This is a genomic window from Streptomyces halobius (assembly GCF_023277745.1).
Taxonomy (GTDB): Bacteria; Actinomycetota; Actinomycetes; order Streptomycetales; family Streptomycetaceae; genus Streptomyces; species Streptomyces halobius.
In genome coordinates this window covers 4,189,730-4,206,844 of record NZ_CP086322.1, presented here as the reverse complement: position 1 = coordinate 4,206,844, position 17,115 = coordinate 4,189,730, and the positions used below count along the sequence as shown (strand labels likewise).

The window sequence follows — 17,115 nt, the reverse complement described above, 5'->3', positions numbered from 1 at the left end:
CACTGCGCCGCCTGTGGCAGATGGCAAGCCCGTGAGCGCGGGCGAGTTGCAGCCGTTGCTGCTGTCCGCAGAAGACCTGGGAGACAACTACGTACAGCAGCCGGCGAAGGACGAAGCCGGCAAGAGGTACGACGACATCTCCATTGGTGGCTGCCCTGCCCTGGAGAAGCTCGGCGCTTCTGCCGGCAATATGAAGTTTGCGACGAAGGTCACAGCGGACTTCACCTATGATTTCAGCTCTGAGTTGAGTGAGGAACTGCACAGCGACTCGCCAAAGAAGCTGTCTGATACGTTCCGCGCGGTCGACGATGCGTACGGATCATGCCCCACCTACACGATGAGCTCGGGAACCACCCCGATTGAGATTGGGGTCAACAAGGTCTCGCCTCCCAAACTCGGCGATGAGCAGTTCGGGTATCTCATAACGATGAACTTTGGCAGCAAGTCCACTGTCATGAAACAGTTCGTCGTCCGCCAGGGAAACAAGGCGATCGTGCTGTCAGGTTCACCCGGGCTTGTGGAGAAGCATCTGCAGACCGCCTACAACAAGCTCACCGCAAAGTAATAGGCGCCAACAACTCCCAGCGTCCGCCCAACTTAACGTGGGCGAGCGGAGTTGAGCCCGCCCCGGTTGCCAGCGCAGCGATTGGGGCGGGCCTCCGAGTAAGCAGCCAGCAGCTCGGATGGATAGAATACTAATCACGCTACGGCAGCCAAACACACACCCCGAGAGCCGCCCTGCCCAGTCCCGGCAGGCCCGGCTGGTGGTGTTCTCCGCGCCCCTAGGGTCGTAGGCATGAGCACCAAGCACCCAGGCCTTCGTCGCGTCCGCATCGCGGCTTCCCCCGACGAGCCGGCAGTCATCGAGATCGACGGTCACGATGTGGCGTCCGCCGTTGAGGCGTACCGGATCACGCAGACGGTCGATGAGGGGCCCGAGGTCACGCTGTATGTGCAGCAGGGCTGGAAGGGCATGCAGCTCGAGGGGCTGGCCGAGGTGCTCGTGGAGCCGGCAGACGTGCGGCACGTCGTCATCGGATTCCTCGACAGCGTGGACTGGCAGCAGCTCGATGATGCGGTGCTCGACCGTGGCGACCTGGACGGGAAGCCGGGCGAGCTGACTCGCGGTGTGCTGTCACAGCTGAGGGAGTGGGCTGCGGGTGCCGCTTGATCAGACGGGCATAGCCCGGTTCGCGGAGCGTCACCTCATGCCGGACAGGGTGAAGATCACCCGCGGCAGCGGGGAGGACATGCTGGATCCGGAGACTGGTGATCTGATTCCCGCACCGCCTTTGCTCGTGTACGCCGACAGGGCTGGCCTGTATGCGCATCAGGAGCGCATCCGCGGCAAGGGGAGCCACGACGGGGCTTGGGTGGAAGAGGTACGGCCCGGCTACCGGATGCTGATGCCGCTCTGCGCCCCGGAGGTGCAGGAGGACGACTCCGTACTGGTCGAGGAGGCTCGGGACGAGCAGGCGGTTGGCCGCACGTACCGGGTGGCGGCCCTCGGTGAGGTGTCTTCGTTCCCTGTGCTGCGGACAGTGTGGCTGGAGGAGCGCAACCGGAAGGCGGCCTCGTGAGTGGCGGCGTGTTCACGGACGCGGGAGCGTTGGCTTCGGCTTTGGACCGCGGGGCGCTGCGTTCGCTGTCGGCGACGGAGACGGTGATGCGGCACAGTGCCCAGGCTCTGGTGAAGCGTGTGCAGCACAATGCGTCAGGGCGCCCTGGTCCCCGCGTGGTCACTGGCAAGTACCGGGCTTCGTGGATGAGCGACGTGCACCGCTCGGGTCCCGTTGTGGTTGCCGAGGTGGGTACTGCGGCACGGCAGGCTCGGCGTCTGGAGTTCGGCTTCGTCGGCGTCGACAGCCTCGGTCGGCACTTCAACCAGCCGCCTTATCCGCACCTGGGACCGGCTGTTGACCAGACCGGTCCAGCACTGGTGCGGGCTCTCGGGCACGCGGTGACGGAGGCGCTGTGAGTGCGCTGACCGTGGACTTGGAGCAGTCGCTCGCCGAGGTCCTGGCCGAGCACGAGCGGAGCATGCTGGCCCGAGCGGTTGTCGTCGCCGAGGTGCTGGACGACGAAGGTGAGCGGTCCCTGTCCGTGCTGACAACTCCCGGCATGCCGGAGTGGGATGCGCTGGGCCTGTGCCGCTACGGCGCGCTGTCCATCGAAGGGCCCGCTGCCGCGTTCTTCACCGAGGACGGCGAATGATCGACCGCGCGCCAGTGTCCGACGCGCTCCAACACCTGATCGTGAAGGCGACGGGCCGACCGTGCGGTCTCGGCGCGCTGCCGTTGGTGAACGGGCAGCCTGCGGAGGTGCCGTACACGGTGCTGTATCCGCTCGGCGGACCGTTGGGCGGTGCGCCGCTGGCGGATGCGTCAGAGGATGCCGAACTCGTCTATCAGCTGACCTCGGTCGCCGGCCGTACCGATCAGGCGGAGTGGATGGCTGACCGGGGGCGTCGAGCCGTCCTGGAGCGCGTGCCGTCGGGCGCCTGGCGGTATCCGCTGGAGATACCCGGAGTTGATGTGTGGGGGCGCGAGCTGGATGCCGACGACGGCACCGACACCACCGCCTCCGCCCAGGGCGTGGTGACCAGCTCCCAGCGATACCGGCTGAGCGCCACCGGGTAAGACCTGACTCTCCTGCCGTCCGACTCGGACGGCGTCAAGCCCGCCTGACCCAATTGGTAGAGGTGCGCGGTACCGGCCCCTGTTGGGGATATCGGCCGCAGGGCGTCCAGGTTTGTCGTCACACACGAGCCAACGGGCTTCCTTCGCCATAGTCGCGGCCCGCCCAGACATCGGACTCATTCATCTAGGCGGCAGTTCACCGGTAGCACCGCGGCGTCCGCTCTGGCCGCCTGGTTGGCCCGCTCATGACGTTTGACCGCATCCGCATGAAAGGCAAGATGGAGGTGCATCTGGGGATCACGAAGTACCTCACTCGGGTGGTTGTTCATCACTTGCGGAAGCTGTGGGGCTATGTGGGACTGGACGTGAGTCCGTTACCGAGAGGGCGGCAGGGAACACACTGCAGCATGCCGGTCACCGGCGTGCTGCTTGGTCGTGACGTCGGTTCCTGCGACGACGTGTGTCTTTGGGAGGGCTGGACCACGCGAGCCTTTTCGGCAAGGAGGAGCCAAGCGTGACTACTCCCGTGAGACCCCGGGGCAACGGCAGGTCGTGGGCCTGGGATGGACCGGCGTCCGGGGCCTCGGCTGCGCACATCGCTGCGCCGTGTGGGACTCCGAGTTCCGCTACGACGGCCGGACCGCCTCCCGCTGGGCGTGAAGATCAAGGGATGCGGTACTCCTGCACCGGCGCATGAGCTTCCAAGTGGGAGACCGTATCAGCCCTTTCGTGCGCGCCTCGTTCTCGTATCGTCGTCCGGAGGGAGTACATGCAGGTGGACACGGCAGCGTCCCGTCCGCACAGGCCCCTCGCGCTCAGCACGTCGCGGAGCTTGTCCATCGTGGCTCGGGTGTACGGATATCCCCCCGCCCACAACGCGGGATCCGAGTGGATGCTGCACTCCATGCTTCGCCCCCTGAGCGCGCGCGGCCACCGGGTAACGGTCTGGCTGTCGCATCCCGGCAGCATGGACAAGAGCTACGACATCGACGGAGTGCGCGTCGTCCCCTATCAGCAAGGCGCCGACTTCGCCTCCGAGGCCCAGAAGGCGGACGTGCTCCTGTCCCACTTCGAGAACGTCCCTCTTGTTGCAGGCCTTGCCCGAGTCCGTCAGATCCCCACAGTCGTGATCTGTCACGACAACTTCGCCACCACTTTCCACAATGCGGCGGGAGCCGATCTCGTGGTCTACAACAGCGAGTGGATCCGGCGGGACGGTGAGATCTACTATGCGCGGTTCCCCCGGGAGTTCCTGCCCAGGCGCACGATCGTCATCCGTCCTCCCGTGATCGCGGACGAGTACCGCACCGAGCCGGGCGACTGCGCGACCCTGGTCAACCTGAACCCCGACAAAGGCGGTGACATCTTCTGGCAGATCGCCGCGTGGACGCCGGAGTGGCAATTCCTCGGTGTCCGGGGCGCCTACGGGCAGCAGATCCCGCCACCGACACAACTACTGAACTGCGAAGTCGTCGACGGAGTGGCCGGAGACCAGATGCGCACACACGTCTACGCCCGCTCGCGCGTCATCCTCATGCCCAGTATCTACGAGTCCTGGGGGCGGGTGGCGGTGGAGGCGTTCGCGTCCGGCATTCCCGTGATCGCCCACCCCACCCCCGGGCTGGTCGAGTCGCTCGGCGAGGCGGGCATCTTCGCCTACCGCGACGACCTGAACGCATGGACCCACGCCCTGAGGTCCTTGCGGGACCCGAAGAACTGGGAAAAGGCCTCCCGCCGGGCCAAGGCGCGCTCCGACGAACTGAGCGCGAACCGCGATCTCGACGTCTGGTGCGACGCCGTCGAGTCGTTGCGCGACGCAAAGCGACGGACATCCTTCCCAGCAGACGGTGTAGACGGCCGGCCTCGCGACGACGGACACGTGCGGTAGCGCGGACAGCCACACATTTGTGGCCCCAGTCCGGCGTGCCCGACCCGCACTGAACGCGCTGCCCTGGACACCGGTGTCGTGGTGCGGCCCCGCCCGCCCGCACGGGCCACGGCCTTGCCGCGGCTCGGGCCCGTGCGGGCGGGGTGTCTGTCGTGGCGAGCACCCCTGTGAGGAAAGGGCCTGACCGTCACTCGGCCGTCTGGTCCACGACGTGGATAGGCGTGGAGGGGCCGGTTCGGTCACCTATCTGGAAGGTCAGGTTCGTGTCTCCCAGGAGGGCGTCGGGGGAGGCTTTCACCGCGACCCATGCCCTGGACCACGAGCCCCTTTGCGGCAGGGCCAGGTCGACGTTGTTGAACGTGAGGGTCTGCCCGTCCGTCGACAGGTTCCCCGGGAAGTGGTTTATGCCTCGAACAGGGTCCATGACGGTCAGCATGTGGCCGGCGGGACCTCCCTGAGCGACGAACCGCAGACCCTTCCCCTGGGGCAGGGTCACACGGACGCTCTGCGCCGCAGAGACCGTGCCTTCGGCGGCCAGGTGCACACCCGGGTAGCCGACTTCGCCGGCCAGTGTCAGCGTCTGGTCCGGCGGCACAGCCGGCGATATCGACAGGGAGACGCCGCGAATCGCCATGCTGTGGTAGGCACCGGCGGCGATGGCTGTGACTGCGTTGAGCGGCTCGCCGCCCTTCGTGAACCGGACCACCACCGGCGTCTTCTCGTTGGTGGTGGTCTCGCCGATCCCGAGCTGGCCATGTGCGTTGCGTCCCCAGGCCCGCAGCGTGCCGTCTTCCAGCAACGCCATGCTGTGGTAGGCCCCTGCGGCAAGGGCCTTGACCCCTCTGAGAGGTGCGCCGTTCTTGGCCATCTTCACCACGACCGGCCTCTTGCTGCGGTCTTCGATGCTGTCGATGCCTAGCTGGCCATCGTTGTTGCGCCCCCAGGCCCGTACGGTGCCGTCCTTCATCAGGGCCAGACTGAACTTGCCGCCGGCCGCGATGGCCTCGACCCCGGTGAGGGGGTCACCCTTGTCGTTGATCGTCACCGGCACCGCAAAGGCCTGTGCAGATTGGTTGCCATTGCCCAGCTGGCCAAAGTCGTTGTACCCCCAGGCACGCACCGTGCCGTCCTCCAGCAACGCCAGGCAATGGTGGGCGCCTGCGGCAAGGGCCTTGACCCCGGTGAGGGGCTTGCCTTTGTCGACCACCACCGTGACCGGCATGAGTCGGGTGTCGGCGGAGCCGTCGCCGAGAGAGTTGTAGTAGTTGTAGCCCCAGGACCGTACCGTGCCATTTTTCAGCAGCGCCAGGCTGAACATCCCCTCCCAGTTGTACTGCTCGACCATGGGCCCCGCGATGGCCTTGACTCCGGACAGCTCCGTGTTCTTGTCAACCTTCACCGCTACCGGCGTGAACTGGTTGTCTTTGGCGCCGTAACCGAGTTGGCCATAGTCGCCGTACCCCCAGGCGCGCACCGTGCCGTCCTCCAGCAGCGCCAGGCTGTGGCCCCAGCCGTAGTAGCTCCCGGTGGCGATGGCCTTGACCCCCTTGAGCTGCTCACCGCCGGGGCGGGCCAGCACCGCTACGGGGACGTTCTTGGCCTGGCGGCTGCCGTCGCCAAGTCCGCCTTCACCGTTGTTCCCCCACGCACGGACTGTGCCGTCTTCCAGCAGCGCCAGACTGTGGAAGCTGGCATTGGCGAGAGCCTTGACCCGGTCGAGGGGCAGAGAGGCGTCGATCTTCACCTGCGCAGGCGTGTTCCTGTCGGGGTCGGGACCTGTGCCGAGCTGGGAGTACGTGTTTTGCCCCCAGGTCAGCACCGTCCCCACCTGGACAGGCTCCTCGACCGGGTCGATTCGCCACATCTGATCTTCACCCTCATGTGGCTTTTCCAGGATGACCGGTGCCTTGTCTTTCGACGTCTTGACGTCGATGTCCTTGTGGCTGTCGACGTTCTCAATCCGGTACTGTCCGTCCGCCACAGGAACGATCTGCCACCGCTGGGTATCCCGAGCCTGCCACCCGAGCTGGATGACCGGTGCTCCCTCGGCCTCGGAGGCACCCTTGGTGTCGAGAACACCGCCGCTGTACTCGTTCTCGATGCGATACTGGTCGTCTCCCACGGCGATGAACCGCCAGTGCTGGTGCTCGGTGTCCGGAGCCGACGACTGAATGACAGCCGCCTGGCCCTCCCGGGACCCATCCTCGACGTCCAGGGCAAAGCCGCTCAGCACGCTCGTGATTCTGACGGGAGTTTTCGGAAGCGTCTTTTGTGCGGGCGCTGTTGTCATGATCTCTCCTCCCTGAAATGCGACGGAACGCAGTCATTCGCTTTCGTGAGGCCCGCCCGCTTCCTTGCGGCGGGGAGATGCCGGAGGCCGCGCCTCCGAGAGCCGGTTCCAGCTGTTCGATGACCGTTCACGCTTCAACTGTTGATGGCGGTTCAAGCGGTTCATCAGCCGTCCGGTTGGCCCGCCTCAGCAGTGCTCCGTGACTGCACACGACCGCCCAACAGGTGCGTCGGCCGGGCGAGACCATCCCTTCCAGAGTCACTCGGGTACGCCCCCCATGCATCTTGAGACCGGACGCCCACCAAATCCCGCCCCCTTGCACATCAAGCACCTCCATTCCGAGGGACGACCCGCCGGCGGCACCGTCCCCCTGGCACAGTGCGCCGCGCTCTGAGCGTTGACTCATCCCAGACGACTCGCCGTTTTCCGGCGTACTCCGGTTGGCCTCCAAGGAGAGGCTCCCCGAAACCGATCGCCGGACACTGTTGAGTGGAATCCCAGCAGCTGCTCGCACTGCCGGAACTCAGGACGCACTGTAGGAATACAGCCAGCAGTTCCTACAGGAAAGATGAGCGCGTCCTGGTGCGGCGCTGACGGCAAAGCGGCCGTCAATACCACGCTCGACTATCCCTCTGGGCAGGTTTGGGAGTGGCCCGAGTCTGCCTTGGCCCCATTCCAGCCGCTCGCCCCGCTATCGAATTTCTAGGAGATGCCCGAAATGTTGCACCCCACCATGACTGACATCCTGGTCCAAGAGCTGGCCCGTATGCGCAGCGTATGCCAGCGTAATGGGCTTGATCTGCTGGAAACCGGGTGCATCCGGAATACTGCACCCGGACACCGTCTCGCTGATGGCTGGTCGACTCTGACATTTGCTCAGCATGTCCGGGACTATGGCGGGAGCGTCGCGTCCGTCGATCTGAACACCTCGCAAGCGAAATTGGTTTTGAACTCCGCGGGTCTGATCGATAAGGTAGAGTTGATCAACGATGATTCTGTGAAAACGCTTCAGGGTCTTCGGGGGGAAGGGCGGGCTTTCGACTTCGTCCTTCTGGATTCCGGGAATGATCCCGCTCTCATCTTCAGAGAGTATCAAGTCGCCACAGAAATGGTGCGTCGCCCCAGCCTGATCGCCATCGATGATGTGAAGTACTATCCAGATGCACACGGGACCAAGGGGGAATTGGTTGTTCCGCACCTGGAAGCACAAGGTATTCCTTTCCGAGTGAACCGGAGGTGGGGTGGCCTCGGGTGGATCGACGTCGTTCTTATTGAGCTGTCTCCAACTCGCTGACTGCAGGGTCGGCCGGCGGGGCCTGTGCGGGCGGAGCGCCACCATGTCCACCTGCATGTACTCCCTCCGGACAAGGGCGATGCAAGAACACGGCGAGCACGAGGCGCATGATGTCCGCGATGCGCTTGTACCCCGTCTCCATTTCGTCGCACGCCAACGCCATCGTCACTACCGTCCTCGCGGCGGGCGGCACCCGGCCCGCAGGTGAGGGGCTGCGGGCGTGAAGAGGCCGCCCGCCCAACGCCGCATCCATGAGGCCACAGTAGACAAGGGCCCTGACGGCGCAGGTCTGGCTGGAGGCTGTACCGCTTGCCGACAGTAAGGTGATCTACATGCAGTGGCTCGGGCTTGCCATCTCTGGTTGAGCTAGCCCGTATCCTCACCGCGGAGGCCCCGCGCGGACGCCCACCCGATCAGGGATGGGCCGGTTCCCCGACACGTCGTCGAGGGACGGGGCCACCCCAACTCGTACGTCTGGCTGCCGTCCCGGAATCGGACAGCAGACCTTGCAGGTAAAGAAGTATTCGCGGCGCGGTGTCACTCGCGTCCTGTGGCTGAAGACGGTCGCCGACCAGGGCCACGTACCGACCCGTCCAGAGCTGACCGCCGGCACCGACCTCACCAATGCGATCGCTGCGATCGACGGCTGGTCGCTGTCGAATCAGGCGATTGAGACCCCTGACCTGGGCTCCACATTCGAGTCGAAGATCCCCGGTACTGACCAGGCTGACGACTCTTCCCTCGGCTTCTACGAGGACAAGGTGTCGGACGAGATCGAGCAGCTGCTGAAGAAAGACGACACCGGCTGGGTCGTCTTCCTCCGCAAGGGAGACGTGCCTACCTCCCGGTCGATGGACATCTTCCCCGTCCGGATCGGCTCCCGGTCGCCGAACTATTCGACGGACAACGAGGCCGCGAAGTTCACCGTGAACTTCTCGATCACTGAGAAGCCGACTCAGGACGCGGAGATCCCGGCCGCTGGCGCCCAGCCGAAGATCGAGAAGTAGCCCGGCCGCCGCCCTTGAACTGCCCGGCCGGTCTGCGCGCGTTGCAGCGCCATCCCCCTCCGTTCCGGCGCTCGCCCCACGGTCCGGCCGGGCTCCCCACCCGTTCCCCCTCATCGCGCTTCTGTGTGGAGTCCTGAATGTCCAGCACCACCCGTCCCACCCCTGCACCGCCCGCGAACGCTGTTGCCCGTGACGCTCATTGGGCCCGCAAGCTGGCTCGTCTCCGTGCCCGGCAGCTCCCGGAGCACACCCTGCAGATTTGCGACGACCTGGCCGCGAAGAAGCACCTCGAGCAGGCGAAGCTGGAGGTAGCTCGCTGCCGCATGGCCGACGCGGAGGCCGAACGCACCACCAGCGCGGAGACGGAGCGGGCGGAGCACGACCTCGTGGCGGCTCGGGAGGCGTTCGACGAGGTCTCCTTGGCGCTGACGTTCAAGGCTCTGCCCCGGCCCGTGCTGGACGGGCTGACCAAGCGGTTCCCGCCGACGGAGGCGCAGGCCGAGGGCGGGGATGCCTGGAACCCGGAGACGTTCCCCGCGGCGCTGATCGCGGCCGCGCACATCGAGCGTGACGCTGCTGGCAAGGCTGTCGAGGGAATGACCGAGGACGACGCCCAGGACCTCCTCGACAGCTGGCCAGTGGCCGAGTCCAACGCACTGTTCGCCGCGGCCTGGCAGGCGCAGCAGATCGTCCGTACCAGCACCGTGGAGCTGGGAAAAGACTGATCGCGGACGCGCAGTTCCGCGCGGAGCTGGAGCTGTGTGACCGCTACCGGATCCCGCATTCGTTCTTCCTCGGCGCGGGTGACGGCCGCTGGTCGGAGACGGACCGGGCGAAGGCGCTCGCGTACGAGGCGTACCGGTCCAGCGTGTGCTCGCAGTGCGGGACCAGGGCGGCGGAGTGGGACGAGGTCCAGGGCGGTGACCGGTACGCGTACGTCACCACCACGGTGCGGTGCGTCGGCTGTGAGCTGATCACCGCCGAACAGGAACAGGTCCCGGATGGGGCCGATGGGTATGGCGTGCGGATCGGCCTCGTTCCGCGCGGCCAGTGGGAGCAACGCCAGGGGTAGAGCGGGAAAGGGGCGCGGGAGTAAGGGCACCGGCAGGTGTCGAACTACACGCTCAGCGTGCAGATGCGCGCCGACGCATCCCGGCTCCTGTCCGAGGTCCGGCAGGCATCGCGCGCCGTCCGCGCACTGGGCCGGGACGTCACTGCGCTGAACCGGCAGCTCGGCCAGTCCGGCTCCGGTGCCCGTGGCGCCGCATCCGGGCTGCGCACCCTTGGCCGGCACGCCGATGGTGCCCGCGCCGGTCTACGCCGTGTCGGCTCGGACGGCGACGCTTCGATGCGGCAGCTGCGGCACGGGCTGCTCGGCGCCCGTCAGGAAGCGCACCACCTGCGCAATCTCGTCGTCGGTGGCGGCATCGTCGCCGGGCTCGCCGAGATCGCGAAAGAGGGCAACGAGTACCAGCGCGCCATCAACAAGTGGGGCGCGGTCACCGGAGCGTCCGGCGTCGAGATGGTGCAGGCCGCGGCGAAGGCCCGCGAGCTCGGCGCCGACCTGAAGATCCCCGGCACGTCTGCGGCGAAGGCTGCGGACGCGATGCTGGAGCTGGCGAAGGCCGGCCAGACCTCCACGTCGTCGATCGCGAACGCGAGGGCGGCGATGCAGCTCGCCGCGGCCGACAACCTCTCGGCAGCGGACGCGAGCCGGTACCTCGGCGACGTGATGGACCAGTTCGGTCTGTCGTCGAACAACGCGGGCCGGGCAGCGGACGTCCTTGCCGCCTCCGCGAACGCGGCCTCCGGTGGGTTGCAGGACATCTACTACGCGATGTCCTACACAGGCCCGGTCGCAGCCCAGTTGGGCATCTCCATCGAGGACACCTCGGCCGCGGTGGCGATGCTGGCCCGCTCGGGCATCCTCGGCTCCAAGGCAGGAACGTCACTGCGCGGCATGCTGACGAACCTGGCCAAGCCGACCGCGAACATGCGCAAGGGCCTGGCAGAGCTCGGCATCGAAGCCTGGGACACCCAGGGCAACTTCAAGGGCCTGCGGACGGTCATCGAGGGCTTCGAGCAGGCCCAGCACCGGATGTCGCAGAAAGACTTCCTGGGGGCGCTCGCCAACGTCGTCGGCAAGCCCGCACTGGCCGGGGCTTCAGCTCTCGCGCATCAGGGTGTCGAGGCGTACGACCAGATGCACACGGCGATCGCCCGCACGGGAGCAGCGGAGGAGATCGCCGCCTCCCAGACCAAGGGGCTGTCGGGCGCGGTCACCCAGCTCAAGACGCAGTGGAAGAACACCGGCCAGGTCCTCTACACGGCTGCCGCTCCCGCGCTGGAGAAGGTGACGCGGCTGGCGACGTCCGGTCTGCAGGCGGCGACACCGCCGCTGGCGAAGGCGATGGACTACGCCCGCGACTTGTACACGCTGGCCAGGCCCGGGCTTTCGGCAGCGGCAGCGTCCGGTGTCGACGAGCTCACGGACGCGTTCAGCGGGATGGGGAAGCCGCTGAAGGAGCTGACGTTCGACGCCGCCGCGGCGGGTTTGAACGTCCTGGTCAACGGCGGCCGCGCGCTGATGGAGATCCTGCGGAACGTCGGCTCCGCGGTCTCCCCCGTCGCCGAGGCGATCGGGGACCTGGGAGATGAGTCGGACGCCGGGTCGACAGCACTCGACATGGTCGTCACGGCCCTGAATCTGGTCTCGTCTGCGGCTGGCACGGTCTCCGGGGTGCTCGTGCCGATCGGACACACGGTCGCCTGGCTCGTTCAGGGGTTTGCTGCTCTGCCCGGCCCAGTGCAGACGGCGATCATGGCGATGCTGCTGGCCCGCCGAGTCACGCCGATGTTCATGCGGCTGGGCAGCACGGTGGCTGGCCCGGTCACCGGGGCGTTCCGGGGTTTCGGCGACCAGATGCGGGTGCAGCAGCAGCTCGCTGCCGCATCTGGCCAATCGATCGGCCGGGTCGGGCAGGCTCTCGCCGTCTTGCAGACGCGCATTCCGATCGTCGGGCAGATGACCTCGGCTTTCCGGTCAGCGTCCGGACCGGTCGCAGGCCTGACCCGGTCTATCGGCGTCGGTCTGGGTGGTGCGGCCCGCGGGCTGATGGGCGCGCTCGGTGGCCCATGGGGTGTCGCCATCGCCGCTGCTGGTGTGGGGCTGTCGATGCTCGCCTCTCACCAGCAGCGAGCCGCCCAAGCGGCAGCGGAACACCAGTCTCGGATCAGTACTCTCACGCAGGCTCTGCGGGAGTCCAATGGTGCGGTCACGGACAGCGTCCGTGTCGCAGCCGCGCAGTCGCTCATGGACACGAAGGTCCATGACGGCAAGAAGCGTCTGGTCGATGTCATGGCGGCCGCCGGGATCTCCATGCGGGAGCTCACCAACTCCTACCTCGGGCAGGGCAAGTCCCTGGGGACTCTTCAGTCGGAGTTGAACGCGACAGCCGGCGCCAACCTGCGGGCGATGAGGGGCGGCGGAGTTGGGTACACCGAGTTCGGCCAGAAGGCGAAGAACGCCGCTGATGCCCTCGGGTCGGTCAAGGGCGAGATGTCCGATGCTGTCAAGGACGCGAAGAACCTCGCCGATGCCACCGGGTCTGGAGGCAGGTCGGCGGCCGATGCGGTCGGGCCGTTCGGGAAGTTCTCCGACGCGATGCGCCGCCTGTCCGATTCCACTGCGGATGCCGACACCCGGGCTCGTGCCCTGCACGATGCACTGAACGTCCTCGCCGGCGGCTCGGTGAACCTCTCTGCGGCCGAGGCCAGGCTGAACCGCTCGGTATCCGATGCGTCCGAGTCGTTGAAGGGCGGCGTCGACCAGACACAGGGGTACGGCAAGTCCCTGCTGAACATGGACGGTTCACTCTCGACCGTTACCCGCAACGGGCAGAAGCTGTACGACCTGTTGCAGGGACTTTCGACGAACTCGGCGGACGCCGCGCTGGCCGCCTACCAGTACGCGCAGGCGAACGGAAAGAGCGTCCCGGAGGCGCTGAAGGCCGCGCAGAAGCAGATGGAGACGGCCCGCGAGTCCGCCATCAGCACGGCGCAGGGCTTCGGGCTGGGCGCCGAGCAGGCCGCGAAACTCGCCGACGCGGCCGGGCTCGTCCCCGAGCAGGTCTCCATCCTTCTCCAGACGGCCGGCATGGACGAGTCGATGGCGGAACTTATCGCCGTCCAGCAGGCGTTGAAGGCCACCCCGGACAAGAAGACCGTCACCATCGCCACCCTCAGCAACGAGGCCCGCGAGGACCTGGAGAAGCTCGGCTTCAAGATCAAGGACCTGAAGGACCGCCGCGTCCAGGTCTCCGCCCCCACCGGCATGGCGCTGACGGACCTTGACGCGCTGATCGCGAAGATCGCGCAGACGCCGGGCGGCAAGCACGTCAAGGTGACCTCCTCGACGCAGGAGACGATCAGCAGCCTGGAGGCGGTCAAGCAGAAGATCGCCGGAGTGCCCGGCGGCAAGACCGTGACCGTAAACGCTCCGACGAGTGAGGCGCGGTCTCAGCTCGAAGCCCTGGGCATCAAGGTCACCGACATCCCAGGCAGCAAGAACGTTTCCGTGACCGTGCCGACCGGCCCCGCACAGAGCGGCGTCGCGACGATCCAGTCCGCGATCGACTCCCTGCGCGGACGGACGATCACCAACTACGTCCAGACTCAGACGTTGGGGCCCCCGATCGTCAACGGCGTCCCGCTGTGGAAGAAGGACGGCGGAGTCGTCACCTACGCCGACGGCGGTGTCCGCGAGAACCACGTGGCGCAGATAGCGCCCGCTGGCGCGATGCGTGTGTGGGCGGAGCCGGAGACTCACGGTGAGGGCTACGTCCCGCTCGCGGAGTCGAAGCGTCCTCGCTCGCGCCGGATCACGGAAGAAATCGTGCGGCGACTCGGTGGTGATCCGTCCGGGATCAACTGGTACGCCAACGGCGGCCTGTCGAACTGGTCGTACCAGCCCCTCGGCGGCTCCGGATTCTCCATCTCCGATGTCATCTCGAAGTCGCAGCGCAAGGGCAAGGGCGGCACAGAGCACTTCGATCTCGGCATGTTCGAGCGGAACCTGCGCAGGTCGGTGCGCACCGCCCAGACGTGGCGCAACGACCTGGCGGCCGTGTCCCGGCGCGCGGGCACGGACGTCGCCCAGGCGCTGGAGGAGATGGGCGAGGACGGCGTCGCGCTCACCCGCAAGATGGCCCGCGGATCCACCCGGTACGTCAACGACATGGCCGCGCAGCTCACCAAGCTCGCCGGCACCGCCCGCTCCACGCTGACGGACTACACGGGCCAGTTGAACAACGCGGTCAAGAACAACACCGCTTTCCTGAACAACCTGGCCACGCTCGCCTTCCGCGGCTACACCGCTCTCGCTCAGCGCCTGGCCGAGCAGAACGACGAGAGCGCCGAAGCCCTCGCTGCGCAGGCGGCGAAGGACCCGACGAAGGCCAAGCAGGCCAACACCGCCGCCAAGAACGCGGCGAACGCCCTCGACAGTGATCAGCTCACCGACCTGGTGATGGTCATCGGGGCGCTGGCGAAGAACAAGGGCATTCACGCGGTGGCGGAGGCCGCGGCTCTGGACGAGGACCGGGTCATCGAGATCGCCAACCGCGCAAAGGGGCAGATAAAGAAAACGGGCAAGGCGGACCGGTTCCTCGCAGACCTGGTGAAGGCGAACGCTGGTAAGGCGTACGCGGACGGCGGCATGTGGGAGCCAGGTGTCTACTCCTCGCAGACCGGGCTGATCAAGTTCGCCGAGAGGGAGACCCGCGGCGAGTCATACATCCCTCACGCCCCGGCCAAACGGGGGCGGGCCACCGCTGTGCTCGCCGAAACCGCGGACCGCTTCGGCTACTCCCTGACTCCGCGCCGTCTCGTCGACGCCGCCGATGGGCGGTCGCGCATCGTCGTCGTGCACCAGGCCCCGGCGATCGGCAGCCAGACCATCCACGTTGGCCAGAGCCGTGCCTCGGCGGACGACATCGCCTCCGCTGTCTCGTATCAGATGCGGCGTGCGAAGCGTGGGGGCGTCCTGCGATGAGCTCGCCCGACCTCAAGGATTTCCAGCTCGACTTCGGCGGCATCGTTCTCGGGCACGGCACGTCTATCCCGATCGCCGAGATCGAGGGGCTGGGCCGTGCCCGTGTGCGCGGTGAGGTGGTTGCGCAGCCGGGCGCTGATGGCGCGTGGTTGTCCCCGGACTGGTACGAGGCCCGCACGCTGAGCATCGACTGCGCGATCAAGACGCCAGGCGCCCCGGCCGCTGCCGCGCAGATTCTCGCGGGCCTGGAAGCGGTCGCCGACGAGGCGCGGGTGCGCACGGTGGGCGGGGCGCTGATGCCGCTGCGCATCAAGTGGCCCGGCTCGCCCGTGCGGGTCCTGTTCGGCCGGATGCGGAAGATCGCCCCGACGTGGGAGAAGGCCGCGTTGGGCTGGGTGCCGCTCGACCTTGAGTTCGTTGCCCCTCACCCACGCTTCTACGCCGACTTCGAGCAGCAGACGCAGCTGCGGCTGGGCTGGCTGTCCGGCGGCGGCTTCAGGGCACCTGTCCAGGCGCCGATCCGCGTCACCAGCGGAAATCCGTCCGGGCAGATGCGCCCCGGCTGGGTGACCAACAACGGCGACGTCGATACCCATCCGGTCATCACCGTGCATGGGCCGTGCGCGAACCCGGTCATCACGCATGTCGAAACCGGCCGGTCCATCGACTTGCCCGTCACGCTCGCCGCCGGCCAGTGGGTGCGGATCGATACGCGCCCCGGTCAGATCCGCGTCACCCGCGAAAACGGCGGCAGTGCCCCCACCAACTCCCGTCTGGACACGTTCGTGCTGCCACCCGGGCGCAGCGAACTGCGCTGGACGGCCTCTGATCCGACCGCGACAGCCCGCCTGACGGCGAAGTGGCGCGACGCCTACACCTCCCTCTCAGACCGAAGGATTTCGATCCACCGATGACGCTCGCCCAAGCCCCTCTGCTCGTCGACGGCGCCACCCACAGCGCGCAGACGTTCCGGATGATGATCAAGGACCTCAGTCACGGAACGGAGGGCATCACTGAGGCCACTGACCTGAAGGTGACGCCGCTGCCTGTGCCCGGCGCGGGCGTGCAGGTTGCGGACGGGTCGGCGGTGATCCGCGGCAAGGCGAACATGTGGCAGGGCTCGTACACCGCCTACAACATCGGCACGGAGACGGTGCCGGTCGCGCCCACCGGCGCCACTCCCCGCTCGGACCTGATCGTCCTGAAGGTCCAGGACCCGGAGTACGAGGGCGGCCTCGACCCGGCGAAGGACGCGATCAACTTCTTCGACGTCGTCCCCAACGTCTCGTCGACCGCCACTAAGGCGCCCAAGGGCGTCACCGGCATCGCGATAGCCCGCCTCGACATCCCCGCGAACACCGCCACGATCACCGCGGCGATGATTCGTGATCTGCGCACGGTCGCCAACCCCAGGCGGGAACGCACTCTGTACACCGCCTATCCGCACAAGCTCACCAAGGCGTGGCAGGACGACGACCAGTGGCACGCGTGGCCGGCCGAGGCTCGCTGGATGATCCCCGTTCCGGACTGGGCCACGAAAGCGATCATCGTGGTGACCCTGGCGGGGCTGCGGCTCGACTTCGCCGACGTCTTCGGCGTCATGCAGATCGTTTTGGGTAAGGCCGAGAGCCAGAGCACCGTCATTGATGATGACCAGGGCAAGGGGATCCGTCGCACCACTGCTGTGGTTGCCGACACCCTCACGCTCCCCGCCGAGTACCGCGGCACCAGCCAGCCACTGTTCCTGCGGGCCCGGATGAGCAAGGGCGAGAAGGGTGACCTCTCCGTCGATGAGGGCACATCCATGGTCGCCGACGTCGAGTTCACCGAGGGCCCGGTGTGACCTACCGGTACCTCACCCAGCACGCGCTGACAGGCGAGTGGCTATCGCCTCACCTGCCTCTCACTGACGTTGAGTTCGGCCCCGAGCTCAATGGCCCCGGTC

Annotated in this window: 15 protein-coding genes; 13 read left to right on the top strand and 2 right to left on the bottom strand. The window is 67.0% G+C overall.

The features are described 5' to 3' along the window. Positions 1-13: 13 nt before the first annotated feature. The 7 genes from K9S39_RS19105 to K9S39_RS19075 all read left to right on the top strand — a co-directional run bounded on the left by K9S39_RS19105 (position 14) and on the right by K9S39_RS19075 (position 4,527). Entirely contained in the window at positions 14-565 is a 552-nt protein-coding gene (locus K9S39_RS19105) for a hypothetical protein (protein ID WP_248864583.1), read from the top strand. A gap of 231 nt (positions 566-796) precedes the next feature. Then, positions 797-1,171 carry a hypothetical protein gene (locus K9S39_RS19100; RefSeq protein WP_248864582.1) on the top strand — a complete coding sequence of 125 codons (375 nt, stop codon included), beginning with the start codon at positions 797-799 and terminating at the stop codon, positions 1,169-1,171. Next, positions 1,161-1,580 carry a DUF6093 family protein gene (locus K9S39_RS19095; RefSeq protein WP_283112469.1) on the top strand — a complete coding sequence of 140 codons (420 nt, stop codon included), beginning with the start codon at positions 1,161-1,163 and terminating at the stop codon, positions 1,578-1,580. The genes K9S39_RS19100 and K9S39_RS19095 overlap by 11 nt, the downstream gene beginning before the upstream one ends. Continuing rightward, entirely contained in the window at positions 1,577-1,978 is a 402-nt protein-coding gene (locus K9S39_RS19090) for an HK97 gp10 family phage protein (protein WP_248864580.1), read from the top strand. Before K9S39_RS19095 ends, K9S39_RS19090 begins: the two co-directional genes overlap by 4 nt. Next, positions 1,975-2,214 carry a hypothetical protein gene (locus K9S39_RS19085; RefSeq protein WP_248864579.1) on the top strand — a complete coding sequence of 80 codons (240 nt, stop codon included), beginning with the start codon at positions 1,975-1,977 and terminating at the stop codon, positions 2,212-2,214. The genes K9S39_RS19090 and K9S39_RS19085 overlap by 4 nt, the downstream gene beginning before the upstream one ends. Beyond that, positions 2,211-2,639, top strand: coding sequence for a hypothetical protein (locus K9S39_RS19080; RefSeq protein WP_248864578.1), 429 nt, complete (start codon positions 2,211-2,213; stop codon positions 2,637-2,639). The genes K9S39_RS19085 and K9S39_RS19080 overlap by 4 nt, the downstream gene beginning before the upstream one ends. An 832-nt stretch (positions 2,640-3,471) precedes the next feature. Continuing rightward, complete coding sequence (locus K9S39_RS19075) at positions 3,472-4,527, top strand: glycosyltransferase family 4 protein (protein WP_248864577.1); 1,056 nt, start codon at positions 3,472-3,474, stop codon at positions 4,525-4,527. Between the two features lie 187 nt (positions 4,528-4,714). Here K9S39_RS19075 and K9S39_RS19070 read toward each other — a convergent pair whose 3' ends face one another. Beyond that, positions 4,715-6,817 carry an RCC1 domain-containing protein gene (locus K9S39_RS19070; RefSeq protein WP_248864576.1) on the bottom strand — a complete coding sequence of 701 codons (2,103 nt, stop codon included), beginning with the start codon at positions 6,815-6,817 and terminating at the stop codon, positions 4,715-4,717. Between the two features lie 718 nt (positions 6,818-7,535). Between K9S39_RS19070 and K9S39_RS19065 the strand changes: the two genes are divergently transcribed. The 3 genes from K9S39_RS19065 (at position 7,536) to K9S39_RS19055 (ending at position 9,843) form a co-directional block, all read left to right on the top strand. After that, a complete protein-coding gene (locus K9S39_RS19065) occupies positions 7,536-8,111 on the top strand; it encodes a class I SAM-dependent methyltransferase (protein WP_248864575.1) in 576 nt (191 codons plus the stop codon). A 506-nt stretch (positions 8,112-8,617) separates the two neighbouring features. After that, on the top strand, positions 8,618-9,118 hold the full coding sequence (locus K9S39_RS19060; RefSeq protein ID WP_248864574.1) for a phage tail tube protein: 501 nt from the start codon (positions 8,618-8,620) through the stop codon (positions 9,116-9,118). A gap of 137 nt (positions 9,119-9,255) precedes the next feature. Then, entirely contained in the window at positions 9,256-9,843 is a 588-nt protein-coding gene (locus K9S39_RS19055; protein ID WP_248864573.1) for a hypothetical protein, read from the top strand. 43 nt (positions 9,844-9,886) lie between these two features. Here the strand turns inward: K9S39_RS19055 and K9S39_RS19050 are convergent, their stop codons facing one another. After that, positions 9,887-10,096 carry a hypothetical protein gene (locus tag K9S39_RS19050; protein ID WP_248864572.1) on the bottom strand — a complete coding sequence of 70 codons (210 nt, stop codon included), beginning with the start codon at positions 10,094-10,096 and terminating at the stop codon, positions 9,887-9,889. Positions 10,097-10,226: 130 nt separating this feature from the next. Between K9S39_RS19050 and K9S39_RS19045 the strand changes: the two genes are divergently transcribed. From K9S39_RS19045 to K9S39_RS19035, 3 genes are read left to right on the top strand one after another with little or no spacing between them, the layout of a single operon-like run. Next, positions 10,227-15,170, top strand: coding sequence for a phage tail tape measure protein (locus K9S39_RS19045; protein WP_248864571.1), 4,944 nt, complete (start codon positions 10,227-10,229; stop codon positions 15,168-15,170). Beyond that, a complete protein-coding gene (locus K9S39_RS19040; RefSeq protein WP_248864570.1) occupies positions 15,167-16,084 on the top strand; it encodes a phage distal tail protein in 918 nt (305 codons plus the stop codon). The genes K9S39_RS19045 and K9S39_RS19040 overlap by 4 nt, the downstream gene beginning before the upstream one ends. Continuing rightward, complete coding sequence (locus tag K9S39_RS19035; protein WP_248864569.1) at positions 16,081-17,013, top strand: hypothetical protein; 933 nt, start codon at positions 16,081-16,083, stop codon at positions 17,011-17,013. Before K9S39_RS19040 ends, K9S39_RS19035 begins: the two co-directional genes overlap by 4 nt. The last annotated feature ends 102 nt before the right edge of the window (positions 17,014-17,115 follow it).

What these genes read in the sequence shown, in the direction of transcription:
- K9S39_RS19035 (WP_248864569.1), top strand. Translation starts at nt 16,081, where the DNA reads ATGACGCTCGCCCAAGCCCCTCTGCTCGTCGACGGCGCCACCCACAGC.
- K9S39_RS19040 (WP_248864570.1), top strand. Translation starts at nt 15,167, where the DNA reads ATGAGCTCGCCCGACCTCAAGGATTTCCAGCTCGACTTCGGCGGCATC.
- K9S39_RS19100 (WP_248864582.1), top strand. Translation starts at nt 797, where the DNA reads ATGAGCACCAAGCACCCAGGCCTTCGTCGCGTCCGCATCGCGGCTTCC.
- K9S39_RS19055 (WP_248864573.1), top strand. Translation starts at nt 9,256, where the DNA reads ATGTCCAGCACCACCCGTCCCACCCCTGCACCGCCCGCGAACGCTGTT.
- K9S39_RS19070 (WP_248864576.1), bottom strand. Translation starts at nt 6,817, where the DNA reads ATGACAACAGCGCCCGCACAAAAGACGCTTCCGAAAACTCCCGTCAGA.
- K9S39_RS19080 (WP_248864578.1), top strand. Translation starts at nt 2,211, where the DNA reads ATGATCGACCGCGCGCCAGTGTCCGACGCGCTCCAACACCTGATCGTG.
- K9S39_RS19065 (WP_248864575.1), top strand. Translation starts at nt 7,536, where the DNA reads ATGTTGCACCCCACCATGACTGACATCCTGGTCCAAGAGCTGGCCCGT.